The sequence below is a fragment of the Paremcibacter congregatus genome, from assembly GCF_006385135.1.
GTDB lineage: Bacteria > Pseudomonadota > Alphaproteobacteria > Sphingomonadales > Emcibacteraceae > Paremcibacter > Paremcibacter congregatus.
The window spans coordinates 1,087,084-1,107,512 of sequence record NZ_CP041025.1; the positions used below are offsets into that span (position 1 = coordinate 1,087,084).

General features: G+C 50.5%; 20 protein-coding genes and 1 pseudogene. 13 read left to right on the forward strand and 8 right to left on the reverse strand.

Annotation, left to right across the window (positions count from 1 at the left end):
* Positions 1 to 114: 114 nt before the first annotated feature.
* Positions 115 to 498 carry a VOC family protein gene (locus tag FIV45_RS04750; protein WP_099471253.1) on the reverse strand — a complete coding sequence of 128 codons (384 nt, stop codon included), beginning with the start codon at positions 496 to 498 and terminating at the stop codon, positions 115 to 117.
* 205 nt (positions 499 to 703) lie between these two features.
* On the opposite strand from FIV45_RS04750, the gene FIV45_RS04755 reads away from it, so the two are divergent.
* From FIV45_RS04755 to FIV45_RS04765, 3 genes are all read left to right on the forward strand, one after another.
* On the forward strand, positions 704 to 1,078 hold the full coding sequence (locus FIV45_RS04755) for a DUF805 domain-containing protein (RefSeq protein ID WP_099471254.1): 375 nt from the start codon (positions 704 to 706) through the stop codon (positions 1,076 to 1,078).
* A gap of 384 nt (positions 1,079 to 1,462) precedes the next feature.
* Positions 1,463 to 3,007 (forward strand): 2-isopropylmalate synthase, encoded by a 1,545-nt coding sequence (locus tag FIV45_RS04760; RefSeq protein ID WP_099471255.1) that lies wholly within the window; start codon positions 1,463 to 1,465, stop codon positions 3,005 to 3,007.
* A 226-nt stretch (positions 3,008 to 3,233) separates the two neighbouring features.
* Entirely contained in the window at positions 3,234 to 4,061 is an 828-nt protein-coding gene (locus FIV45_RS04765) for a PEP-CTERM sorting domain-containing protein (protein ID WP_165776890.1), read from the forward strand.
* Between the two features lie 68 nt (positions 4,062 to 4,129).
* On the opposite strand, the gene FIV45_RS04770 is transcribed toward FIV45_RS04765, so the two are convergent.
* Entirely contained in the window at positions 4,130 to 4,906 is a 777-nt protein-coding gene (locus FIV45_RS04770) for a YiiX/YebB-like N1pC/P60 family cysteine hydrolase (RefSeq protein ID WP_099471257.1), read from the reverse strand.
* A gap of 235 nt (positions 4,907 to 5,141) precedes the next feature.
* On the opposite strand from FIV45_RS04770, the gene FIV45_RS04775 reads away from it, so the two are divergent.
* The 5 genes from FIV45_RS04775 to rodA are packed head-to-tail and all read left to right on the forward strand — an operon-like array spanning position 5,142 to position 10,563.
* Entirely contained in the window at positions 5,142 to 6,179 is a 1,038-nt protein-coding gene (locus FIV45_RS04775; RefSeq protein ID WP_099471258.1) for a rod shape-determining protein, read from the forward strand.
* Positions 6,180 to 6,216: 37 nt separating this feature from the next.
* Positions 6,217 to 7,065 carry a rod shape-determining protein MreC gene (mreC, locus tag FIV45_RS04780; protein ID WP_099471259.1) on the forward strand — a complete coding sequence of 283 codons (849 nt, stop codon included), beginning with the start codon at positions 6,217 to 6,219 and terminating at the stop codon, positions 7,063 to 7,065.
* A complete protein-coding gene (gene mreD, locus FIV45_RS04785; RefSeq protein ID WP_099471260.1) occupies positions 7,065 to 7,583 on the forward strand; it encodes a rod shape-determining protein MreD in 519 nt (172 codons plus the stop codon). Before mreC ends, mreD begins: the two co-directional genes overlap by 1 nt.
* A gap of 5 nt (positions 7,584 to 7,588) precedes the next feature.
* Positions 7,589 to 9,418 (forward strand): penicillin-binding protein 2, encoded by a 1,830-nt coding sequence (mrdA, locus tag FIV45_RS04790; protein ID WP_099471261.1) that lies wholly within the window; start codon positions 7,589 to 7,591, stop codon positions 9,416 to 9,418.
* Entirely contained in the window at positions 9,418 to 10,563 is a 1,146-nt protein-coding gene (gene rodA, locus FIV45_RS04795; protein ID WP_099471262.1) for a rod shape-determining protein RodA, read from the forward strand. Before mrdA ends, rodA begins: the two co-directional genes overlap by 1 nt.
* A 380-nt stretch (positions 10,564 to 10,943) precedes the next feature.
* Here rodA and FIV45_RS18950 read toward each other — a convergent pair.
* Positions 10,944 to 11,030, reverse strand: a pseudogene (locus FIV45_RS18950) (DNA-3-methyladenine glycosylase I); the annotation flags it as partial.
* Positions 11,031 to 11,139: 109 nt separating this feature from the next.
* Between FIV45_RS18950 and FIV45_RS04805 the strand changes: the two are divergent.
* On the forward strand, positions 11,140 to 12,132 hold the full coding sequence (locus tag FIV45_RS04805; RefSeq protein ID WP_099471263.1) for a type II toxin-antitoxin system death-on-curing family toxin: 993 nt from the start codon (positions 11,140 to 11,142) through the stop codon (positions 12,130 to 12,132).
* Positions 12,133 to 12,163: 31 nt separating this feature from the next.
* Here FIV45_RS04805 and FIV45_RS04810 read toward each other — a convergent pair whose 3' ends face one another.
* The 3 genes from FIV45_RS04810 to wecB are packed head-to-tail and all read right to left on the reverse strand — an operon-like array spanning position 12,164 to position 14,695.
* A complete protein-coding gene (locus FIV45_RS04810; protein WP_099471264.1) occupies positions 12,164 to 12,742 on the reverse strand; it encodes a DNA-3-methyladenine glycosylase I in 579 nt (192 codons plus the stop codon).
* Between the two features lies 1 nt (position 12,743).
* On the reverse strand, positions 12,744 to 13,574 hold the full coding sequence (ygfZ, locus tag FIV45_RS04815) for a CAF17-like 4Fe-4S cluster assembly/insertion protein YgfZ (RefSeq protein WP_099471265.1): 831 nt from the start codon (positions 13,572 to 13,574) through the stop codon (positions 12,744 to 12,746).
* A 2-nt stretch (positions 13,575 to 13,576) separates the two neighbouring features.
* A complete protein-coding gene (gene wecB / locus FIV45_RS04820) occupies positions 13,577 to 14,695 on the reverse strand; it encodes a non-hydrolyzing UDP-N-acetylglucosamine 2-epimerase (RefSeq protein WP_099471266.1) in 1,119 nt (372 codons plus the stop codon).
* 109 nt (positions 14,696 to 14,804) lie between these two features.
* Between wecB and FIV45_RS04825 the strand changes: the two genes are divergently transcribed.
* Complete coding sequence (locus FIV45_RS04825) at positions 14,805 to 16,133, forward strand: dihydroorotase (RefSeq protein WP_204602021.1); 1,329 nt, start codon at positions 14,805 to 14,807, stop codon at positions 16,131 to 16,133.
* On the opposite strand, the gene FIV45_RS04830 is transcribed toward FIV45_RS04825, so the two are convergent.
* Positions 16,130 to 17,554 (reverse strand): carotenoid oxygenase family protein, encoded by a 1,425-nt coding sequence (locus FIV45_RS04830; protein WP_165776891.1) that lies wholly within the window; start codon positions 17,552 to 17,554, stop codon positions 16,130 to 16,132. The genes FIV45_RS04825 and FIV45_RS04830 overlap by 4 nt on opposite strands.
* 304 nt (positions 17,555 to 17,858) lie before the next feature.
* Between FIV45_RS04830 and FIV45_RS04835 the strand changes: the two genes are divergently transcribed.
* The 3 genes from FIV45_RS04835 to FIV45_RS04845 are packed head-to-tail and all read left to right on the forward strand — an operon-like array spanning position 17,859 to position 19,782.
* A complete protein-coding gene (locus tag FIV45_RS04835; RefSeq protein WP_165776892.1) occupies positions 17,859 to 18,455 on the forward strand; it encodes a Crp/Fnr family transcriptional regulator in 597 nt (198 codons plus the stop codon).
* Positions 18,456 to 18,514: 59 nt separating this feature from the next.
* Positions 18,515 to 18,973 carry a DMT family transporter gene (locus FIV45_RS04840; RefSeq protein WP_099471270.1) on the forward strand — a complete coding sequence of 153 codons (459 nt, stop codon included), beginning with the start codon at positions 18,515 to 18,517 and terminating at the stop codon, positions 18,971 to 18,973.
* Positions 18,970 to 19,782, forward strand: coding sequence for an arylamine N-acetyltransferase family protein (locus FIV45_RS04845; protein WP_099471271.1), 813 nt, complete (start codon positions 18,970 to 18,972; stop codon positions 19,780 to 19,782). Before FIV45_RS04840 ends, FIV45_RS04845 begins: the two co-directional genes overlap by 4 nt.
* On the opposite strand, the gene FIV45_RS04850 is transcribed toward FIV45_RS04845, so the two are convergent.
* Entirely contained in the window at positions 19,769 to 20,395 is a 627-nt protein-coding gene (locus FIV45_RS04850; RefSeq protein ID WP_099471272.1) for a DUF938 domain-containing protein, read from the reverse strand. The genes FIV45_RS04845 and FIV45_RS04850 overlap by 14 nt on opposite strands.
* Positions 20,396 to 20,429 lie beyond the last annotated feature (34 nt).

Here is a 20,429-nt window from a genome sequence, read left to right on the forward strand (position 1 = left end):
GTTTGGGAAGCGTTCTTTTGGACGCAGGTTTCGGTGGGGGGATGTCTGTCGATTATGCATGTTAAAAATGGCGCGGCCTTTATATTAAGGCCACGCCGTTTTTTTTTGACTGTATTAGCCTTGCGGGTAATGGAAGGCGTTACATTTGTTGCCTTCCGGATCGCGAAAATATCCGGCGTAAAAATTAGGGTCGAAATTCGGGCGTGGGCCGGGCTCTCCCTCACATGTGCCGCCAAGTTCCAGTGCGATGGCATAAATTTTATCAACCGTTTCGGGGTTCTGGGTGGCAAAGGCCATCATCGTACCGTTCCCGACAGTTGCCGGTTTACCATCATTGGGCTTGCTGATGCTGAACATGGTGCTCTTTTCATCCGTGCCCCAGGCAACAAAGCTTTCAAAATCCATGGTGCGTTTTGCGCCAATCTCCGCCAGAATGGCATCATAAAATTTTGCTGTATTTTGCAGGTCATTGGTCCCTACCATTACATATCCGAGCATGTTTAAATCCTTGAGATTGAGAAGTAATTTATTGATGTTGTGGTGAAATCCTTAAAACGCCATCCTGAGATTTCAAATAATATAATATGGTAAAAATCACATTCTGCAAGGGATGTTTTCTTCACTTTAGATCTTGTATTTGGAAAAATAGTTGCGTACCGTTTGGTGTTTTTTTACCAAATGTTTAAATATAAAAGGGTTGAGCATGGAATTTTCTGAAGCTGTTAAATCGGTCTTTTCAAAGTTTGCAACATTTTCAGGCCGGGCAGCCCGGTCTGAATATTGGTACTTTCAGTTGTTTATCTTTCTGGTGCAGATTGCAATCACGATCCTGACGATGGTTGTCCCGTTTCTCGCGCTGCTTTCCTTGATCTTTGCTTTGATCACGATCCTGCCCGGACTGGCGGTATCTGTGAGACGGTTGCATGACAAGAATAAATCGGGCTGGTGGTTGTTGCTGTGCTTCATTCCTCTGGTCGGGGCTATTATTCTGCTGATCTGGTTTGCAATGGCCGGTACGGAAGGGCCCAATGAATATGGGGATGATCCTTTGGCTGATCCTGCCGAAGTCTTTGCATAAGGATTCATACGAGGACATGAAAGGCGGCCCCGGGCGGGTCGTCTTTTTTGTTTCTGCGCCGCAAAACCATTTTTTAGTTCACAGGCCATATAAAATTGTTTATAAGGCGGGAGAATTAAAATTTTACGCAAGAATGAGCATGATAAAAGCAACTATTACATCGTTGATTTTCTTGGCCTCAGCCCCTTTACCGGCGCTGCGGGGCTTGCTGCCGTCTGCACCACTTCTTCTCTCCCTTCTATCACTACTGGGTCGACTTAGCCGCCCCTGACGTCTTGTTATATTTAAAGCCATTCGATGGCGGACGTTTAGGGGAGAAAAATACAATTTCATTCCCCGCGGGGAATTTTTATCCAATTCAGATTATATTTTAAGGCTACTACCATGACCAATGATAAAAACAGGGTTATCATCTTTGACACGACTTTGCGTGACGGCGAGCAATCTCCGGGCTGTTCCATGACGTTGAATGAAAAACTCCGGGTGGCGGAAGCGCTGGAACATCTCGGTGTTGACGTGATTGAGGCGGGGTTTGCCATTGCGTCAAATGGTGATTTTGATGCCATATCGCAGATTTCGCAATTACTGAAGAACACCAGCGTTTGTTCTCTGTCCCGCGCGTCTTTCAAAGATATCGACCGGGCGGCGGAAGCCTTGAAAAAGGCCGTACGCCCCCGCATTCATACTTTTATTTCCACCAGTCCGTTGCATATGGAGCATAAGCTGCAAATGACTCCGGAGGAGGTGATCGGCCGCATTCATGACAGTGTGAGCTATGCCCGCAATCTTTGTGATGATGTGGAATGGTCCTGTGAAGATGGCACCCGCACGGAAGAGGACTTCTTGTACCGGTCTATTGAGGTGGCGATCAAGGCCGGGGCGACGACCATCAATGTGCCGGATACAGTGGGTTACACCACACCGGATGAATATGAAATCATGATGCGCAAGATCATCGAGAATGTGCCGAATTCCGACAAAGCGATTTTCTCGACCCATTGTCATAACGATCTGGGGCTGGCGGTGGCGAACTCCATCGCGGCGGTTCAGGGCGGCGCGCGTCAGGTTGAATGTACCATCAATGGCATCGGCGAGCGGGCCGGCAATGCGGCTTTGGAAGAGATTATCATGGCTTTCCGCACCCGTCAGGATGCTTTGCCTTATCATACAAATATCGTGACCGAGAATATCACCAAAACCTCGCGCCTGGTGTCTTCTGTGACGGGGTTGGAAGTACAGCATAACAAAGCGATTGTCGGCGCCAACGCCTTCGCCCATGAAAGCGGCATTCATCAGGATGGCATGCTGAAGAATGCCGAGACCTACGAGATCATGACCCCGGAATCTGTCGGCCTGAAGAAATCGGAACTGGTGATGGGAAAACATTCGGGCCGTCATGCTTTCAAGGAGAAACTGAAAGATCTGGGTTATGATCTTGGTGATAACGAATTCATGAGCGCCTTTACCCGTTTCAAGGATCTGGCGGACGTGAAAAAGACACTCTATGACGATGATATCATAGCCATTGTCGACGAAGATAGACGCGATAATGAACATATGAAGCTGGAAAGCTGGTCCTTCATTTGTGACAGTTGGCAACCGAGCAGCGCCACCTTCGGGCTGCTGGTCGATGGTGAAAATCTCACGGTGTCCAGCAAGGGTAACGGGCCAGTGGATGCGTCCTTCAAAGCGTTACGGACCCTGACAGATGGGGAGCCGCATCTGGAACTGTATCAGGTGCACGCGGTGACCCGTGGCACGGATGCCCAGGCGGAAGTTACCGTACGGCTGGAAGAAAATGGCAAGACGGTCAATGGCCACGGGGCCCATGTGGATACGTTGGTCGCCTCGGCCAAGGCCTATGTCAATGCGTTGAACAAGCTCAAGGTGAAACGCGCGAAAACCGCCCCGGAAGCGCTCACGCTATAGAGTCTATGGCGATTACCTCTCCTGAAATTATGTAAAGAATTCTGACTAAGTGTCAGGGTTCTTTACAGGTATCAACCACGTATACGGTACCATTTCATAAAATGTCGCACGTTTCAGCCACTGGTACAAAAATTGCATATAATTTTGATTGGGTAACAAGTCAAATTTCAATTACATGCAAGATGAGGTTTTGTGTTTTTGCACAACATTAAATAGTGAGGGAAAAATGTTTAAAAAAATTCTATTAATTAAGGCTGCTGTTTTGGTGATGACGAGTTTCACTTATTCTGCTGCGAACGCCACTTATATAGTGGGTGGTCCAACGGCAAATCTTCAAACCCAAAATGGGAGTTACCGCTGGGATGGGGGATCCTTTGTCACGGATTTCAGGAATGCTCTGGAAAATCCAAATAATTTTGGCCCAACGGGCACTGTAAATACAACTGTCGATACAGTTGATGTTGATCTAAGTACAGGAAACATGTCCGGTTTAGACGGCTTTCTTGTTCCTTGGTGGAGTTCTGCCGAATCTGCAGCCTATGATCAGCGGATTGTCGATTTCTTTCTGGCGGGGGGGGATTTGTGGTTATTGCAGGATAGTTCTGGTCGTGACGGTGTTGGCGCATTGTTAGGCCTTCCAACGGTTGGCCAGACTGGCGCATTGCCGGTAAGTGGTACGCCGCTCTTATTCGATGGTCCTTTTGGTGTTGCGACGTCCGTCACTCAAGGGGGCGGTGAAGAGGGTTATCTGAGTACACAGGATGTGCTCGATCATTCAGGCACCGTTGCTGCCACAAATACGGCAGACCAGGTAATTGCAGCGGTCTGGGCACCGGGCCAATATGCAGCAGGGGCGGGATCGCTTATCGTCGTTGCTGATATTGATATGTTCACCACTCAGGCCGACTTCGACGCCATGAATGGTAATGCGATCTTTACATTGAACGCATTTGCCTTCCTCGCAACCTCGCAGGATGTTCCAGAGCCGGCTTCTTTGGCGCTATTGGGTTTTGGTTTGGTCAGTCTGGCCTTTGTTCGGAGACGTCGCTATTAGGGCGGCTATTCGCGCGAGCAGCATCTAAATGTTACGAAAATGGCCCGATAAATTTTGGGCCATTTTTTTTAGATTTTATCCACATGACTCCACTTGATTAACTTGTGATCAAAACCGGATTCGAGGGTGGGCTTAATAATCTTGAAATAGGGAGACAGGTCGAAGTCTCGCGGCGTAAACAAACTATGATGCCGGATATGATAGATCTCCTGTAAGACAGACTTTGCCGGAGGTGTCTCGATACATTCTCGCGTAATCTGCGGCAAAATGGGGTAGTTGACACTGTGAAAGGCTTCGGCAATCAGGGTTGAACATATGGCGCGGGTGGGGTCGCCACTGCCCATGGCCAGCATGCGTCGGCGGAAGAAGACAGGCACCGGTGGATAAGGAATGAGATAGCGGCCAAGGTCAATGATATTCTTCATGTCATACTGATGACCAATGCGGTTGCGGGTGTAGGCGATAACAGCGGCCTTTTCCGCCACAGACAGACTGGCGGGGCGGCATATCCGGGTATTGAAATGCCTGTATTTGTTTAAGGATACGCATTTGACGCCCCCGTCGGCCTCGGCTTCAATCAGGTCGAGGCTTTCGCTTGGCCCCTCATCAGCCGCATTCAGGTCGGGTCCAATATAGAGCGCCGCATGAGACCAGGTCGATTGGGTCAGATATTTTATGATGCTGCTGACCCTGAGATTACCTTCGACCAGCAGGACATCGCCGGGTTGGAGATGTTGTTCAAGAATTTCGGGGCTGGTGATGGAAAATGGTTCATATTTCCACACCGGCTTGCGCAGGTAAAGGATGATCAGATTAGATATTTTTTCACGCAACCACTGGAACATAATTTGCCCTTATTTCTACGCTTAATGGACCCCGGGATGAAAAAGAGGCGGGGGGAACCGTCGCGTACTGCTATTTCTGTTCTGGAAACCATAAAATGGCATAAAAGGAGCCTCTTTATCCACAAAGAAATTGCAATCCAAACGGTATGTTAATACAAACGATGTATAAGCGGGCTGAATTAGGGTTAACGACTCTGAATAATAACGCATTAAGTTTTAAAATAGGCGAGCATAAATGTTAGAAAAACTTCTGGGGATGTTCTCATCCGATATGGCCATTGATCTGGGAACAGCAAATACCCTGGTATATGTTAAAGGGCGCGGGATTGTTCTTAATGAGCCTTCCGTGGTAGCCATTAAAAACGTCGGGGGCGTGAAGTCCGTTATTGCCGTGGGGGAGGCCGCGAAATTAATGCTGGGCCGGACACCTGGTGATATTGAAGCCATCCGTCCTTTGCGCGACGGCGTGATTGCCGACTTTGAAGTGGCGGAAGCCATGATTAAGGATTTTATCCGCAAGGTGCATAACCGCAGCATGTTCGCCAGCCCGCAAATCGTGATCTGCGTGCCGTCCGGCTCAACGCCTGTGGAACGCAAGGCGATCCGGGACAGTGCGCTGGAAGCGGGCGCCCGTCGGGTGTCTTTGATTGAAGAACCCATGGCGGCGGCGATTGGCGCCGGGCTGCCGGTGACAGAGCCCTCCGGGTCGATGATTGTCGATATCGGGGGTGGGACCAGTGAAGTAGCGGTTCTCTCTCTGTGCGGTATCGTGTATGCGGCCTCTGTCCGGGTTGGCGGCGATAAAATGGACGAAGCGATTATCTCTTATGTGCGACGCAATCACAACCTGTTGATCGGGGAAGCCAGTGCGGAACGGATCAAAAAAGAAATCGGTACGGCGGCGGCCCCGGAAGACGGCGTCGGAGAAACCATGGAAATCAAAGGCCGCGATCTGATGAACGGGGTGCCGAAAGTGGTGATCGTCGATCAGTTGCAGATATCCGAAGCCTTGGCCGAACCGGTCAGCGCCATTGTTGAAGGCGTGAAAAGCGGCCTGGAACAGACGCCACCGGAACTGGCGTCCGATATTGTTGAAAAAGGCATTGTGCTCACCGGTGGCGGGGCGCTCTTGCGGGATCTGGATAAGGTTATCCGCAAAGCGACCGGTCTTGCAGTTATTATTGCCGACGAACCGCTGACCTGTGTGGCGTTGGGGACAGGTCGGGCACTGGAAGATGAAATTTTGTCTCACGTTCTGTTGGAGTCATACTAAACCATATGAGCCCTGTGCGGTTAAATAGAGGTGTGTTATGAAAGAAGTAAGGTACAGGTTCTCTACCGGCTTCTTCATTACCTTGTCTCTGGCCCTGTTGCTTTTTGGCAATAAGAACGCAACAGTTGTTCAGGAGGCGCGCTCGACCCTGATTGATGTGTTTGTGCCCGTTCTTGACGTGGTGTCGCGCCCGATTGAGGCGGTGGACAGTGCGTTTGGCTGGGTTCAGCAGGTGGCGATCGTTTTTTCCGAAAATAAACGGTTGCGGGAAGAAAACGCCAAGCTAAAGAATGACCGCATCAAGGCGTCCCAGCTGGCGATTGACAATCAGCGCCTGAAAAAACTTCTCAATGTCGGCGAGGGACAGGTTAACACCATTGCCGCCGCCCGTGTGGTGGCCGACAGTGACAGCCCGTTCTTTAAAAGTGTCCTGATTAACCGGGGCACCAGTGACGGTATCGCCAAAGGACAGGCCGTCATTACCGAAAACGGCATTGTCGGACGGACCATTACAGTGGGAAATTCCTCGGCCCGGGTATTGTTGGCAACAGACATCAACAGCCGGATTCCGGTCAAATTGGCCTCGCGTGGGATCAATATGATTTTGGAAGGGGACAATTCGGCCTATCCTAAAGTCACCTTTTTGCCGTTGGGCGAGGAAATTGCCGTCGGGGACCTGATTTTAACTTCTGGATATGGTATGGTTTTTCCACCAGACCTTCCGGTGGGGCAGGTGATCGAGGTCGATGAGAAAGGGGTAAAGATCAAGCTGTCCGGTGAGCTGCACAATCTGAATTATGTCAGTATCGTCGGTTATGAGATTATCCGTAATCAATTGACGCAGCCTGGCCGTGCAGGAACAGCCCTGCAGGAGGACCAGAACTGATGGCGGTGGTACAGGAAAATAAATCCGAACGCGGCATGCGTGGCGTTATTCCTTTTGTCAGCACGCTGGTTCTGATCCTGCTGATGCAGCTTCAGTATAAAGTGGCGTTTATCGATACCATGTTTCCCAGCCTGTCGTTGATGGCGGTCTATTACTGGTGTATTTACAAGCCGCAGCTGATGCCGGTTAGTGCGGTTTTCGTGCTGGGGCTGTTACAGGACATATTGTCCGGCGGCGCATTGGGCATGATGGCCTTGCTCCTGATCTTGGTGAGAGTCTTTATCGTTCGTCAGGGACCACGGCTTCTTGAGCGGGAATTTCTGTTCAGCTGGCTGGTATTTATCGTTGTCGGTCTGGTTTATGGCGCTCTCAGTTGGGCAATTGCCACGGTATACCTAAAGGAAAGTCAACATCTGGGGACCGCTTTCGGGCACAGTCTTCTGACCATAGCGGCGTATCCTCTGGTGGTGTTCCTTTTGAACCGGTTGCGTCAATTGTTGATCAGTGAAAGCAGGTGAAATGAATGGCGACCCCTGCCGATGACCTGAAATATAAACTTTTTACCCGGCGGGCGAGTCTGCTTTCCGGGGGGATGCTGGTGCTGACCTCAGGATTGGTGGGGCGGCTGTATTATCTGCAGGTGGTTAATCAGAGCCAGTATAAGCTTCTTGCGGACAAAAACCGCATCAGTCTGCGTCTTCTGGCGCCGGAACGGGGAAAAATCCTGGACCGTAATGGCCTGGATCTGGCGATTAACCGTACAGATTACCGGGTCAATCTTATCCCTGAACAGACCGAAAATGTAGAGCAAACTCTGGATGCGCTGAATGCAATCCTGCCCATTTCGGAACGTCAAAGAAAACGCATCCTGCGGGCGGTGAAACGCCAGCGCGGCTTTTTGCCGGTGATGGTGGCAGAAAATCTGGACTGGGACACATTCGCCCGGGTAAACATCAATATTCCCGACTTGCCCGGTATTCAGCCGGATATGGGGATCACACGGTATTATCCGGAAAAAGATCTTCTGGCTCACATTGTTGGCTATGTTGCCTCTGTCAATGAACGGGAGATCGGCGAAGATCCCCTGCTGGAACTGCCGGGATTTAAAATCGGCAAGAACGGGATGGAACGGGTTCTCGATCAGCGATTGCGGGGCAAGGCCGGCAACAGCAAGGTTGAAGTCAACGTGATGGGGCGGGTGATCCGGGAACTGAACCGCAATGACAGCCAGCCAGGCGATACCCTGCATCTGACCATTGACCGGGACATTCAGAAATTTACCGCCGACCGGGTGCGGGACGAGAGTGCGGCGGTGGTGGTGATTGATGTACACAGCGGGGAATTGCTGGCCCTGACCTCGACGCCCGCTTATGATCCCAATGATTTTAATCTGGGCATCAGTCAGAAAAAATATGATGTTCTTCTGGGTGATGCCCGTAAGCCGTTGATCAACAAGGCGGTGCAGGGGGTTTATCCACCGGGATCGACTTTCAAGATGATCGTGGCGTTGGCGGCTTTGGAAGCCGGGGTTATCGATAAGGATGAGACGATATTCTGTAACAGCCGCTATAAAATCGGTAATACCGTAAAGCATTGCTGGAAACGTACTGGTCATGGCCATGTGAGCATGGTGGAAGCCATTGCCGGGTCCTGCGATGTATATTTCTATGAAATTGCCGGGCGGGTCGGTATTGACAAAATCCACGAGATGGCGGCGCGCTTCGGGTTAGGTCGAAAATTTGGTATTGATATTCCCGGGGAAAAAGACGGCATTAACCCGTCCAAAGGATGGAAGATGGCGACCCGGGGGCAGCGCTGGCAGGGCGGCGACACGGCGAATGTGGGGATCGGGCAGGGGGCTGTCCTGGTGACGCCCCTGCAGCTTGCTGTTATGATCGCCCGGCTGGTTAACGGGGGGCGGGCGATTAAGCCGAGCATCCTGATTGCTGACAGGGAAGATAAACCTCAGGAGCCGGAAAAAATTCCGTTTAATCCGGCGAACATGAAAGTCATTCACGAAGGAATGATGGCCGTGGTCAATAAGCAGTTCGGAGTGGCCTTCGCGCAGCGGATACGGGAAGAAGGCATGTCTTACGGCGGCAAGACCGGGTCGGCGCAGGTGCGGCGTATTTCCAAGGCCGAACGGGACGTGCGGGTGCGAAAAAATGAAGAAAAGCCCTGGATCGAGAGGGATCATGCGCTTTTTGTCGGATATGGTCCACTGGAGAATCCCCGATATGCGGTGAGTGTTATTGTGGAACATGGGGGCGGCGGCTCTTCCAAGGCGGCGCCAATTGCCAAAGACGTTCTGAAGTACATGTTTGAGCAGGACAAGGCGGAGGACAAAGCCTGATGGCCTTACAATTGCAGGGACGTCGACGGTCCAAATCTTTGCTCCAGAAAATTTCGGAACTGAATTTTCTGATGATCATTGTCGTGGTTCTAATTGCCTCTATCGGCTTCGGGCTGCTTTACTCGGTGTCCGGCGGCGCTGTTGATCCCTGGGCAAAAAAACAGGTGATCCGTTTTGTTATCGGCATGGCGGGTATGGTGGTGATTGCCTTGATCGACATTCGGGTGTGGATGTTTCTGGCCTATCCTTTTTATTTCCTGTCGCTGATGTTGCTGGTTATTGTGGATATTGCAGGGCATACCGGCATGGGGGCGACCCGATGGATTAATCTCGGGTTTATGAACCTGCAACCTTCGGAATTGATGAAAATCGCCCTGGTGCTGGCTCTGGCGCGGTATTTTCATTGCCTGGACAATGATCAGGTGGGTCGATACCGGCGGCTGGTGATGCCTCTTTTCCTGATTATGGCGCCGATTATTCTGGTGCTGCGCCAACCGGACCTGGGCACCAGTATATTGATTGCTATTGGCGGCGTAGCCATACTGTTTGCTGCAGGGATAAGGATGTGGATATTTGTTGTTACGGGCCTGGCGTCCATTCCGGCGGCCTTCGGGGCCTGGCAATTTATGAAACCCTATCAGCAGAGCAGGGTGCTGACCTTTCTCAACCCGGAAAGAGATCCTTTGGGGGCGGGATATCATAGTATTCAGGCCAAGATCGCGGTGGGCTCCGGCGGCGTGCATGGCAAAGGCTTCATTCAGGGAAGCCAGAGCCAGTTAAACTTTTTGCCGGAAAAACATACGGATTTCATCTTTACGGTTCTTGCGGAAGAATTTGGTCTGATTGGTGGTTTGGGGCTGTTAGGTCTGTATCTGCTTTTGCTGGGGTATGCAGTGATCATCAGTATGAGCGTCCGCAGCCAGTTTGGCCGGTTGCTGTCGCTTGGCATGGCGGTGACCTTTTTCCTCTATATGTTTATCAATGTGGCGATGAACCTCGGCATGTTGCCTGTGGTCGGTGTGCCGTTGCCGCTGGTGTCTTACGGCGGCTCTGCGATGTTGACATTGCTCGTAGGGATAGGGTTTGTTCTTTGCGTTGCCATCCACCGTGATACATCAATTTCACGAGGGGGTGCTTTTGCGTGAGTCACTTATTTCTTATGCTCTGATTCCTTGTTAATGAATTAAGACTAGTCCACTTGAATGATTGGAATCCGGCGGAAAATAATGTAAAATTATGGCCGTAAACAGATGATTCGGAAGAGGGAAATATCCCTTTCTGAACGGTATGTCTGTATGTGGGTTCAATGCCCAGAAGAAATCACAATACTCAGAATGAGCTATGCTGCCCCAGAAGGGGCATGGAGAAAGAAATGCCTTACCGAATTCCACGTCATGAGGTCTCGAAGCAATTTTTTAAAGCCTTTTTATTCGGGGTTTTAACCTGCAGTTTTTTCCTGTTTCTTGTAGGCTGATCGCAATTTGAAGGATACGCCCCGGACGGTCAGTAACGTTTAAACCGGGGATTATTTCAACTGACTATGGCGGAAACAATCTGTTGTGTGGTCATTAATAATGCCCACGGCCTGCATAAAGGCGTAACAGATGGTTGGGCAGTGAGCTATGCGATATTTTGTACTTGTTTGTTTATTTTCTTTAATAGGTAATTTAATTTATATAGTGCAATGTGATTTTTTTAAGTTGTAGAATTAAATTCATTTGATGGCCGTAGGTGAATGGATAATCGTTAATATTATTCAAAATATTGAGCTTTGTAAATTTAGTTGGAAATGTATGATAGAAGAAGTTGATTTTGAATTAATAGAAAACGAAGAGGTTAAAAATGAATATGAGAGGTGTAAGAAGGGAATTGGTGAGGAGGATAAATACAAAGATGCAAAAAGACTTGGTATTCATGATGTTGTAAAAGCTCATTTTCTAATTGCTGATTATTTTTATTCTGCGGGAGAAGGTATGGGAGGTATTGGTCCTCGAGATACTGATTTACTTAATTCTGCACTTTATAGGCAACATGTTTCATTAGCTGGGATATTAAAGTACAATGATTCATTGACTATATGTTCAACTCTATTTTACGGTTTAGTAAAGGATCACGTGTTTTATGATGGGAATAAAAGAACAGCTTTTACATGCTTAGTATATCACTTAATGCTCCATGGCTTATATCCAACACTTTCTCAAAAAGAGTTGGAAGACTTCACAGTTGATGTTGCAGATGGTGAATTTAAGAAAAAAAAACGATATATTGACTATTCGAAAAATTCAGATGACCCAGATATTAAATATATTGCTCACTTTTTAAAAAAGAATACACGTAAGAAGGATACGAAGTCCTATTCTGTTACCTATAGGCAATTAAATAAAATACTGATGAAGTTTGGTTATGAATTGGAAAATGCTGGCGGGAACTACATTGATATTAGGCGCAAGGAGATACGAAGGAAGGCATTTAAAGCTTTTGGTATTGAAATTAAACAAGGGAAAGAAGAAAGCGTAAACATTAAAGTGTGCCAGATCGGTTTTCCAGGATGGACAAAAAAAGTAAATGATAGTGCCATTAATACTGTTAGAAAAGCTACTAAGCTTGATCATAAGCATGGTATTGATTCGGCAGCGTTTTTCAAGAATCAAGATCCTATTAGGTGCATGATTTTGGATTATGCAGAACCTTTACACCGTCTAGCTTATAGATAAATATGACTAGGTGTACGTGGTAGTAATTTGATTAGATATGTAATTGCTTATGGCGGAAACAATCTGTTGTGTGGTCATTGATAATGCCCACGGCCTGCATAAAGGCGTAACAGATGGTTGGACCGCAAAAACCAAAGCCTTTTTTCTTGAGCGCTTTGCTCATGGCCTGTGACTCTGCCGTTTCGGCAGGAACGTCTGCCCCGGTCCGCCAGCTGTTCTGTACGGTCTTGTCGTCTGTGAAGCTCCAGATAAATTCCGAAAAGCCTCCGGGGTGCGCCTGCTCTATTTCAAGATAGGCGCGGGCGTTTTTAATTGTAGCGAGAATTTTCATGCGGTTACGGATGATGCCCTTGTCCTGCATCAGCCGTTCGACGTCCTCGTCGTCATAAGCGGCTATTTTCACCGGGTCAAACTGGTCAAAAGCCGTGATGAAAGTTTCGCGGCGCCGCAAAATGGTAATCCATGACAGCCCGGCCTGAAAGCCATCCAGGATCAGTTTTTCAAACAGGGCGCGGGAATCTCTTATGGGAACGCCCCATTCCTCGTCGTGGTAGGCGACATAGAGCGGATCTTCCCCCGGCCATGTGCAGCGTGATTTTTGTTCGGTCATCTCAGATATCCTTGATCCAGTCGGGTTGTTCCGGTGTCACGGTGGCGTCTCCGCATGTATAGATGTCGCCAAATGTCAGGTCGGCGAGGCGGAAATACCCTATGGCTCTATCGGCGAAGCCTGAACGAATATCGCCGACTTTCTTGCCGGCGCTGTTGCATATTTCGCTGCCCCGGGCGGGCAAGGGCCCGTTAACCGTGACCGGCAGCAGACGTTTTTTTAACGAAGTGCGGTGTTTCATGCGGGCGGTGACCTCCTGTCCCACATAGCACCCCTTGTTGAAGTCCACACCGTGGAGTTCTTCCATGTTGCCTTCGAGGATCAGGGTTTTGTCGACATCAAAATCACGGGCGCCATCCGGAATGCCAAGGCGCAGGCGTGTGGTATCATAAGCACTGATATCATCAGGCAGTTCTGCGGCCTCTTCCTGCGGGACAATCGCCCGAAAGCCAAGACCGGCATGGCGGGGGTCGGGACAGGCTTTATCAAAAGCGTCCCCAATACCTTGTCCCGCCACGATCCTGTATAGGGCGCTGACATCCTTTATTTCCACATCGGCGCGCAGTTTATACATCATCAGGCGTCGCAAAAGATCCGTTGCCCGGTCCGCTTCGCAGTCGAGAAACAGCACCTCATCGAATTCGGACAGAAAAAAATCAAACAGATATTTCCCCTGCGGCGTCAGCAGGGCGGCATAAATCATCTGGCCTGGCGCAATTTTATCCACATTATTGGTGATAATGCCCTGCAGCAGCCTTTTGCGGTCCGGTCCGCAAAGGGTCAGGATCGTCCGGTTGTTCAGCGGGACGGGAACGGGATGGGATGCGGTCATAATCAGGTATGGTAACTTTCTGCGATGTCTTTCAGGTGATGAGCAATTTTTTCAGCGGCATGGCCATCGCCAAAGGGATTTTCAGCCGTCTGCATACTCTTATAATGCGCCTTGTCATGAATGAGCAAGTCCAGTTCCTGTAATATGGTGGCTCGCTCGGTTCCTGCAAGGCGCAAGCACCCATTTTCTACGCCTTCCGGGCGTTCTGTTTTCGTGCGCACCACAATCACGGGAACGTTCAATGACGGGGCTTCTTCCTGTATGCCGCCGGAATCGGTGATAATGGCGAAGGCGCCCGACATCAGGGCGACAAATTTGGGGTAGGGCAGTGGATCAATCAGAAAAATATTATCGTGGCGGCCCAGCATCTCCTGGACCACGGTAGAGGTGGCCGGATTGGGGTGCAGGGGCATGACAAGGTCATAGGCCGGATTGGTTATGGCGAATTCCATCAGGGTCGCCAACGTGTTGCGCAAGGGCTCTCCCTGGCTTTCCCGCCGATGCAGGGTGATCAGGAAATAGGGCCGTTTCCCGTCCCGGCCGGCCAGAATGGGGAGGGATGTATTTTTCTGCCGGAGTATCATGTCGATCACGGTGTTGCCGGTCACGAAAATCCGGTTTTCAGGGTGGCCCTCCTTCAATAAATTCAGCCGGGCCTGTTCCGTGGGGCAAAAATGCCAGGCGGCGATTTTGGAGATGCCCTGACGGTAGATTTCCTCCGGAAAGGGAGATGTGATATCATAAGTACGCAGACCCGCTTCTACATGCGCTACGGCAACATTCTGTCCCCCGGCGACCATGGCGGCGGTAAAGGCGCTGGCCGTGTCGCCCTGGACAACAACCAGGTCCGGATGCAGACGCTTTATCACCTCGGGAAGCTGGGCGGTGAGTGTGGCGATCAGCTGATCAAGGCTCTGGCCGGACTTCATCACGGAGAGCCGGATGTCCGCCGTAATGTCCAGTTCCTGATACAGGTCAGCCAGAAGGTCTTTTTGCTGACCGGTGTCACACAGACGGGGCGTGATGTTAAAATGGGATTTTAAGTTGTGATAAACGGGGGCCAATTTTATGAGTTCTGGCCGTGACCCGAAACAAAATAGAATTTGACTGTCGTTACTCATTTAATCATTTCCTGACTTTGAGTTTCCACGGGGACCTGAGGAAAATCTTGTTGACTTGGTTAAATAAGAGTATGTCTTTAACTGTAACTTAAAAAGAGGGGTTATTCTAGTGTCGATTGATATTCTTATTAAAAACGCAATCTGTGTGTCCCATAACGGAACGGAGCCAGCGGATGTCGCCATTAAGGATGATATCATTGTTGCGATTGGTCATTTGGATAATGTAGACGCCACAGAAGTGATTGATGCGACTGGTTTACACCTGTTACCAGGCGTCATTGATACCCAGGTCCATTTCCGCGAACCGGGGGCTGAAACCAAAGAAGATCTGGAAAGCGGCAGCCGGGCAGCGGTGATGGGGGGCGTGACGGCGGTTTTTGAAATGCCGAACACGAGCCCCGCGACAACAACCGCCAAGGCGCTGGCCGACAAGGTCAAGCGTGGCACCAACCGCATGTGGTGCGATTTCGCCTTTTACATGGGGGCCTCGGCTAAAAATGCCAAGCGGCTCGACAAACTGGAGCGATTGCCCGGCTGTTGTGGGGTAAAGATATTCATGGGGTCTTCCACCGGTGATCTTCTGGTGTCCGATGACCAGATGCTGGCGGATATTCTGTCGAATGGCACCCGCCGCATCGCCATTCATGCCGAAGATGAAGATAGGCTTCTGGAACGAAAATCCCTGTCGGAAGACGGCGGAGTGGCGCAACATCCGGTATGGCGGGACAAGGATACCGCCTATAAGGCGACAGACCGTATTCTTGACCTTGCCCGTCGGACCGGTCGCCGTATTCACGTATTGCATGTGACCACCGAAGACGAGATGGCGCTGCTCGCCGCCTATAAGGATGTGGCGACAGTGGAAGTGACGCCGCAGCATCTGATTTTGTCGGCGCCAGAATGCTACGCACAACTGGGCACCTATGCCCAGATGAACCCGCCAATCCGGGATGAAAAGGAACGCATCGGTTTGTGGAAGGCGCTCAGTGTCGGCATCGTTGATGTTCTGGGGTCCGATCATGCGCCACATGAAAAGGAAATGAAGGATCTGCCGTATCCGCAGAGCCCGTCCGGCATGCCGGGCGTACAAACCATGTTGCCGCTGATGCTGGATCAGGTTAACAAGGGGGTCTTGTCAATTGAACGCCTGATGGATCTGACCAGTGCCGGTCCGGCGCGGGTTTTCAACATTGCGGGTAAAGGCCGTCTGGCAGTGGGATATGATGCGGATATAACCCTTGTGGACCTGAAAAAGAAATGGACCATTGACGAAGACTGGTTGCAGAGCAAATGCGGCTGGAGCCCCTTCACGGGTCGTCAGATCACCGGCAAGCCCGTGGGGACGATTGTTCGTGGCAAGAAAGTCATGTGGTATGATGAACTGGCCGATGAAGCCACCGGCCAGCCCATCCGCTTTCAGGATACCCTGAACGGCTAATCACGCAGCGGGTCAGGGGGCGTTTCTCCGACCCAACTGCCGTGAAAAGTCAGCGGGATGACCTGGGAAAGCTGTATCCGGGCCTGTTCCACGAGATCTGTCGCATCAAGAATAAGGATATGGGATTTCTGGTCATAACAGTCATAGACCAGGGTGAGAATTGATCCCTCATCCTCCCGAGAGTGCAGGGGCATGACCGGGACCGGTTCGCTACAGAACTGACCAGGGGGCAGGGTGTAGGTTATCACCCCCCCATTTTCATCAATACGACTTATTTCAGAACGCAGGCAGTCCTCGATATAGCAGGCCGTCTGCAGCCAGATTACCTGGTATTTCCTTCCTTCGCGGGCTGGATTGATGCGGGGAAATTCACACAAGCCGTCCCAGCGGGGGGTCGTGGTGAACGTCCGGTGCGCGATGTTGATATGGGCGCGATGCAGGGCGCCATGAACATGGCGTGACTTGTCCGTCCAGGTCATGCCAAGACCATCTTCCAGAACCGTGATCAGACTGATATCGGGGTAGTGAATATAGTCGACAATCAGATGACCGTCTTCTTCATAAGCGCCGGCAAAATGGCTGGCGAAAAACGCTTCTACAGAAAAACGTATTGGCTGGTCCGGTCTGTCGATTGGCACGATAATGACTTCTGTGCCGAGAGCGGGGGACCACTTCAGCTTGTCGGCGAAATCGCCAAACCCCACCATATGGCGCCAGATACTGATCGATACCGGCGCAATGAAAAAGATCAGGTGGTTATCGGACGCAATAAAATCATGCACCATCACCGGATGGTCGAGTGGCAGCGCGCCTAATCTTCTGGCGGGTCCCGTGTCGGGGAGGGTGAAAAGATCTATCTGGGTCTGTTTTCCATAACGCAGGCCAAAGTTATAAAGAGCTTTCCGGCTTTCCACGCGGTGGGGGTGGGCGGAGAAAGCACCAGGAATTTCACCTTCAAGATCACTTTCCCCGATTGTCTCCAGCGTATCCGGGTTTATTTCTGTCGGTTTGCCGCCTTCCATCAGGGCGAAGAGGCGATCCTGCCAGGAGACGACATGCGTGTTGGCGTTATTTTTACTGCGGCCGGTGAAGTTCGCCCGGATGCGGGTGGACCAGCGCGCGGCCGAGCCACTCAGATGGCGTTGGGCTTCGCGCTCTGCCTTAAGGCCGTCACTTTCGACGAGACGGACGGCGGCTAGCGATTGACCGCCTTCGACCCGGACAGCGCTGATGGCGCCATCGCCCTCAAAGACATGGGTATAGCGGCGACCAAATTGCTCAAACAGGCCGACGCCGTTGCGATAGAGGGTTCCTCTGAGAAAGGCCGGTATTGTTCCGGTGACGGAGACGGGCTCGAACGGATGTTCCCGTTTCAGATTTTCGAACAAGCTCCGGGGTGATGGCGGGGTATTCTGGGGCATCATATTTCCTCTGTGATGTGAAATCTGATGGGACTCGCATTGCCACTGGTCACATCGTTTAAATATGATCTGACTTTAAAAAACAGTTTTCACCATAGCTTTCGCCGCGAGTGGCCGGGAACTGTACCGCGGTTAATTGTCTAATGCAGGATATGGTGTTTGTCAATTTCTCCTTGTCTGGCGGGGTTGTTTCAAGTGGATTTCCCGCTTGTTTTGGCCTATAAAAATGATCAAATATTACGGGTGGAGGGACGGCGCTTTTGTCCGAATATCTGATTGCCCTGATGCGTACAAGGAGAATTGCGTGCAAAGAGCGCTCGCTTTTGATCATCTCAAATCCGTCATGGATGCCTATTATGAACTGACCCCCGCGACCTGGGCGCGGCTGCAGGGCATCTGCCGTCTGGAGCAGATGGAGAAGAATGCTCATCTGCTGCAAATCGGGGATATTCCGCGGGAATTTTATTTTGTCTGCCAGGGTATTTTTCGCGCCTATGCCCTGGGGGGAGAGAATTTTGACAAGGAGATCACCAAAAACTTTTTTGATGAAGGACGGTTCCCGGCAAGTGTAATCGCCTTGTTAAGGGGAGAAGAATCAAGGCTGGCCATTCAGGCTTTGGAAGACAGTGTTGTGATCCGTATTGATCATGATAAATATCGCGGCCTTCTTTCTGAATGTGAAGATTTGAAATGGTATCATATCCTTTATCTCGAGAAAAACTGGGTGATGGAGAAGGAACCGCAGGAACTGGCGTTGCTGGGCAGTGACAGTCCGCAACGCTATCTCGAGTTTATTGCTCAATATCCCAATATTCTGGGCCGGGTCAGGCTGCACCATATCGCTTCACGACTAGGGATTACACCGACACAGCTGAGCCGTATCCGCAAAAATTTCGAATAATTTACCGCTCTCAACATATGTTAAGGCGGTGAGGCAGAAGGGCTGTTAGCGTGGCCCTTATGAATTTTATCACCATGATATCAATTGCGCTGGCCTGTGGCATGGGCATAGCACTGCAAAGCGGGATGAGCGGACAATTGGGGCGCTTGCTCGGGAATCCGATGTTTGCCACCTTGGTGGTTTTTGTGGTCAGCGCTACGATTATGGCGACAGTGGTTTTGACAACGGGTGTCAAGTTGCCGTCGATGATGACCTTGCGGGCCATACCGGTTTATCTCTGGGGGGCGGGCAGCCTGCTTAGCGCGGCCGCCTTGACGGGGGTTTATTGGTTGATGCCACAGATGGGGGTGCCTGGCGTGATGGTGGGCGTACTCTGCGGGCAGTTGCTGATTTCCCTGTTGGCGGGACATTATGGCTGGTTTGATATGCCGGTGGTGGTGGTCACTCCGCAAAAACTTGTCGGCGCCGGTTTGTTGGTGCTCGGAATATTATTGATTAACGTTGAGGTGCCAGGATGAAGACGACAACACAAACCTATTTGAACGGTCTGGATATAACACTGGGACCGGATCAACTGACATTCCTACAGAATATTACCGCAAAGCATCTGTCGGCCTACAGCTTTAATAATCTGGCTATTTTACTTGATCCGACAGGAATTCTGTCTCTGAATCTGGATGATCTTACGCATAAAATTGTGACGCAGGGGCGCGGGGGGTATTGCTTTGAACATAACAAATTACTGTTTGATGTTTTGCAGGATCTGGGATTCGAGGTTCGGGCGAAACTCGCAAGAGTGGTGTACGGCCGGGATGCTGATGTCCCGCGCAGCCACCGGGTCACTTTGGTCACATTGGCGGCAGAGACATATCTGGTTGATGTTGGTTTTGGGGCCTATACCCCTTTGGTGCCCATGCCATTGAGCGGCGCGGAAGTCACCTGCGTCAACGGCGCACGATACCGGGTCAAGGCATTGAAACAGGGAGAATATCAGCTTGAGATCGTTAAGGACGGGGCTTATTTCACACTTTACCATTTTGATGAAGGAAGCTACACCGAAAGTGATTTTGTCGTGGCCAATTATTACACCAATTGTCACCCGGAATCGAAATTTGTCCGGGAATTGGTGATGTCCAGGATCACGAAAAGGGAAACCTTCCTTATTCTTCAGGCCATGTTTTCCCGGATTACACCGGCAGGCCGAACGGATCACGTAATAGCAGACGGACAGGACTTGCAGCGCATTCTGAAAGCTTATTTTGACCTTGATCTGGAGAGTGTGGACTGTGACCGGCTTTTCTCAAAAACGCTGGTCAGTCTTTCTTGAAAATAACGGAAAGATTGTTGGCGGGCATATCAACGGTTTTAACGCAAGAGAAGCCATGGTCCCGGGCGAGTTTCTGGACTTCGGTAAGATCGCGGATGCCCCATTCCGGGTTGCGGTCTCTCAGGCTGATATCAAAAAGTTCATTGCTTGGTGCGGTATGGACGCCGTCGATCTTGTAGGGACCATAGAGATATAATATCCCTTTCGGGGGCAGAATGCGCGCCGCGCCTTTGAACAGGCCAATGGTTGATGTCCAGGGCGATATATGAACCATATTGATGCAGACAATCGCCGTAATGGCCAAAGGTAAATCCTGGCTTTCAACTGACCAGGGATCATCATCCGTGGAAATATTGAGCGGGGGCAATATATTCTTGAATTGCTTTTCCCACCACCAGGCGCTGATGCTGTTGCGGTTGTCTTTGTCGGGATCACTGGGCTGCCAGTAATGTCCGGGCAGTTGAGCAATAAAATAGGGCGCATGTTGACCGGTGCCGCTGGCAATTTCAAGAATAGTCCCATGGTCCGGCAAACATTCCTTAAGAACGTCCAGGATGGGAGCTTGGTTTCGGGCCGTGGCTGGCGCATGTTTTTTATGAGCTGGATTGATCATATGTTAACCCATAAGGGGAAAAACTTTCTATTCT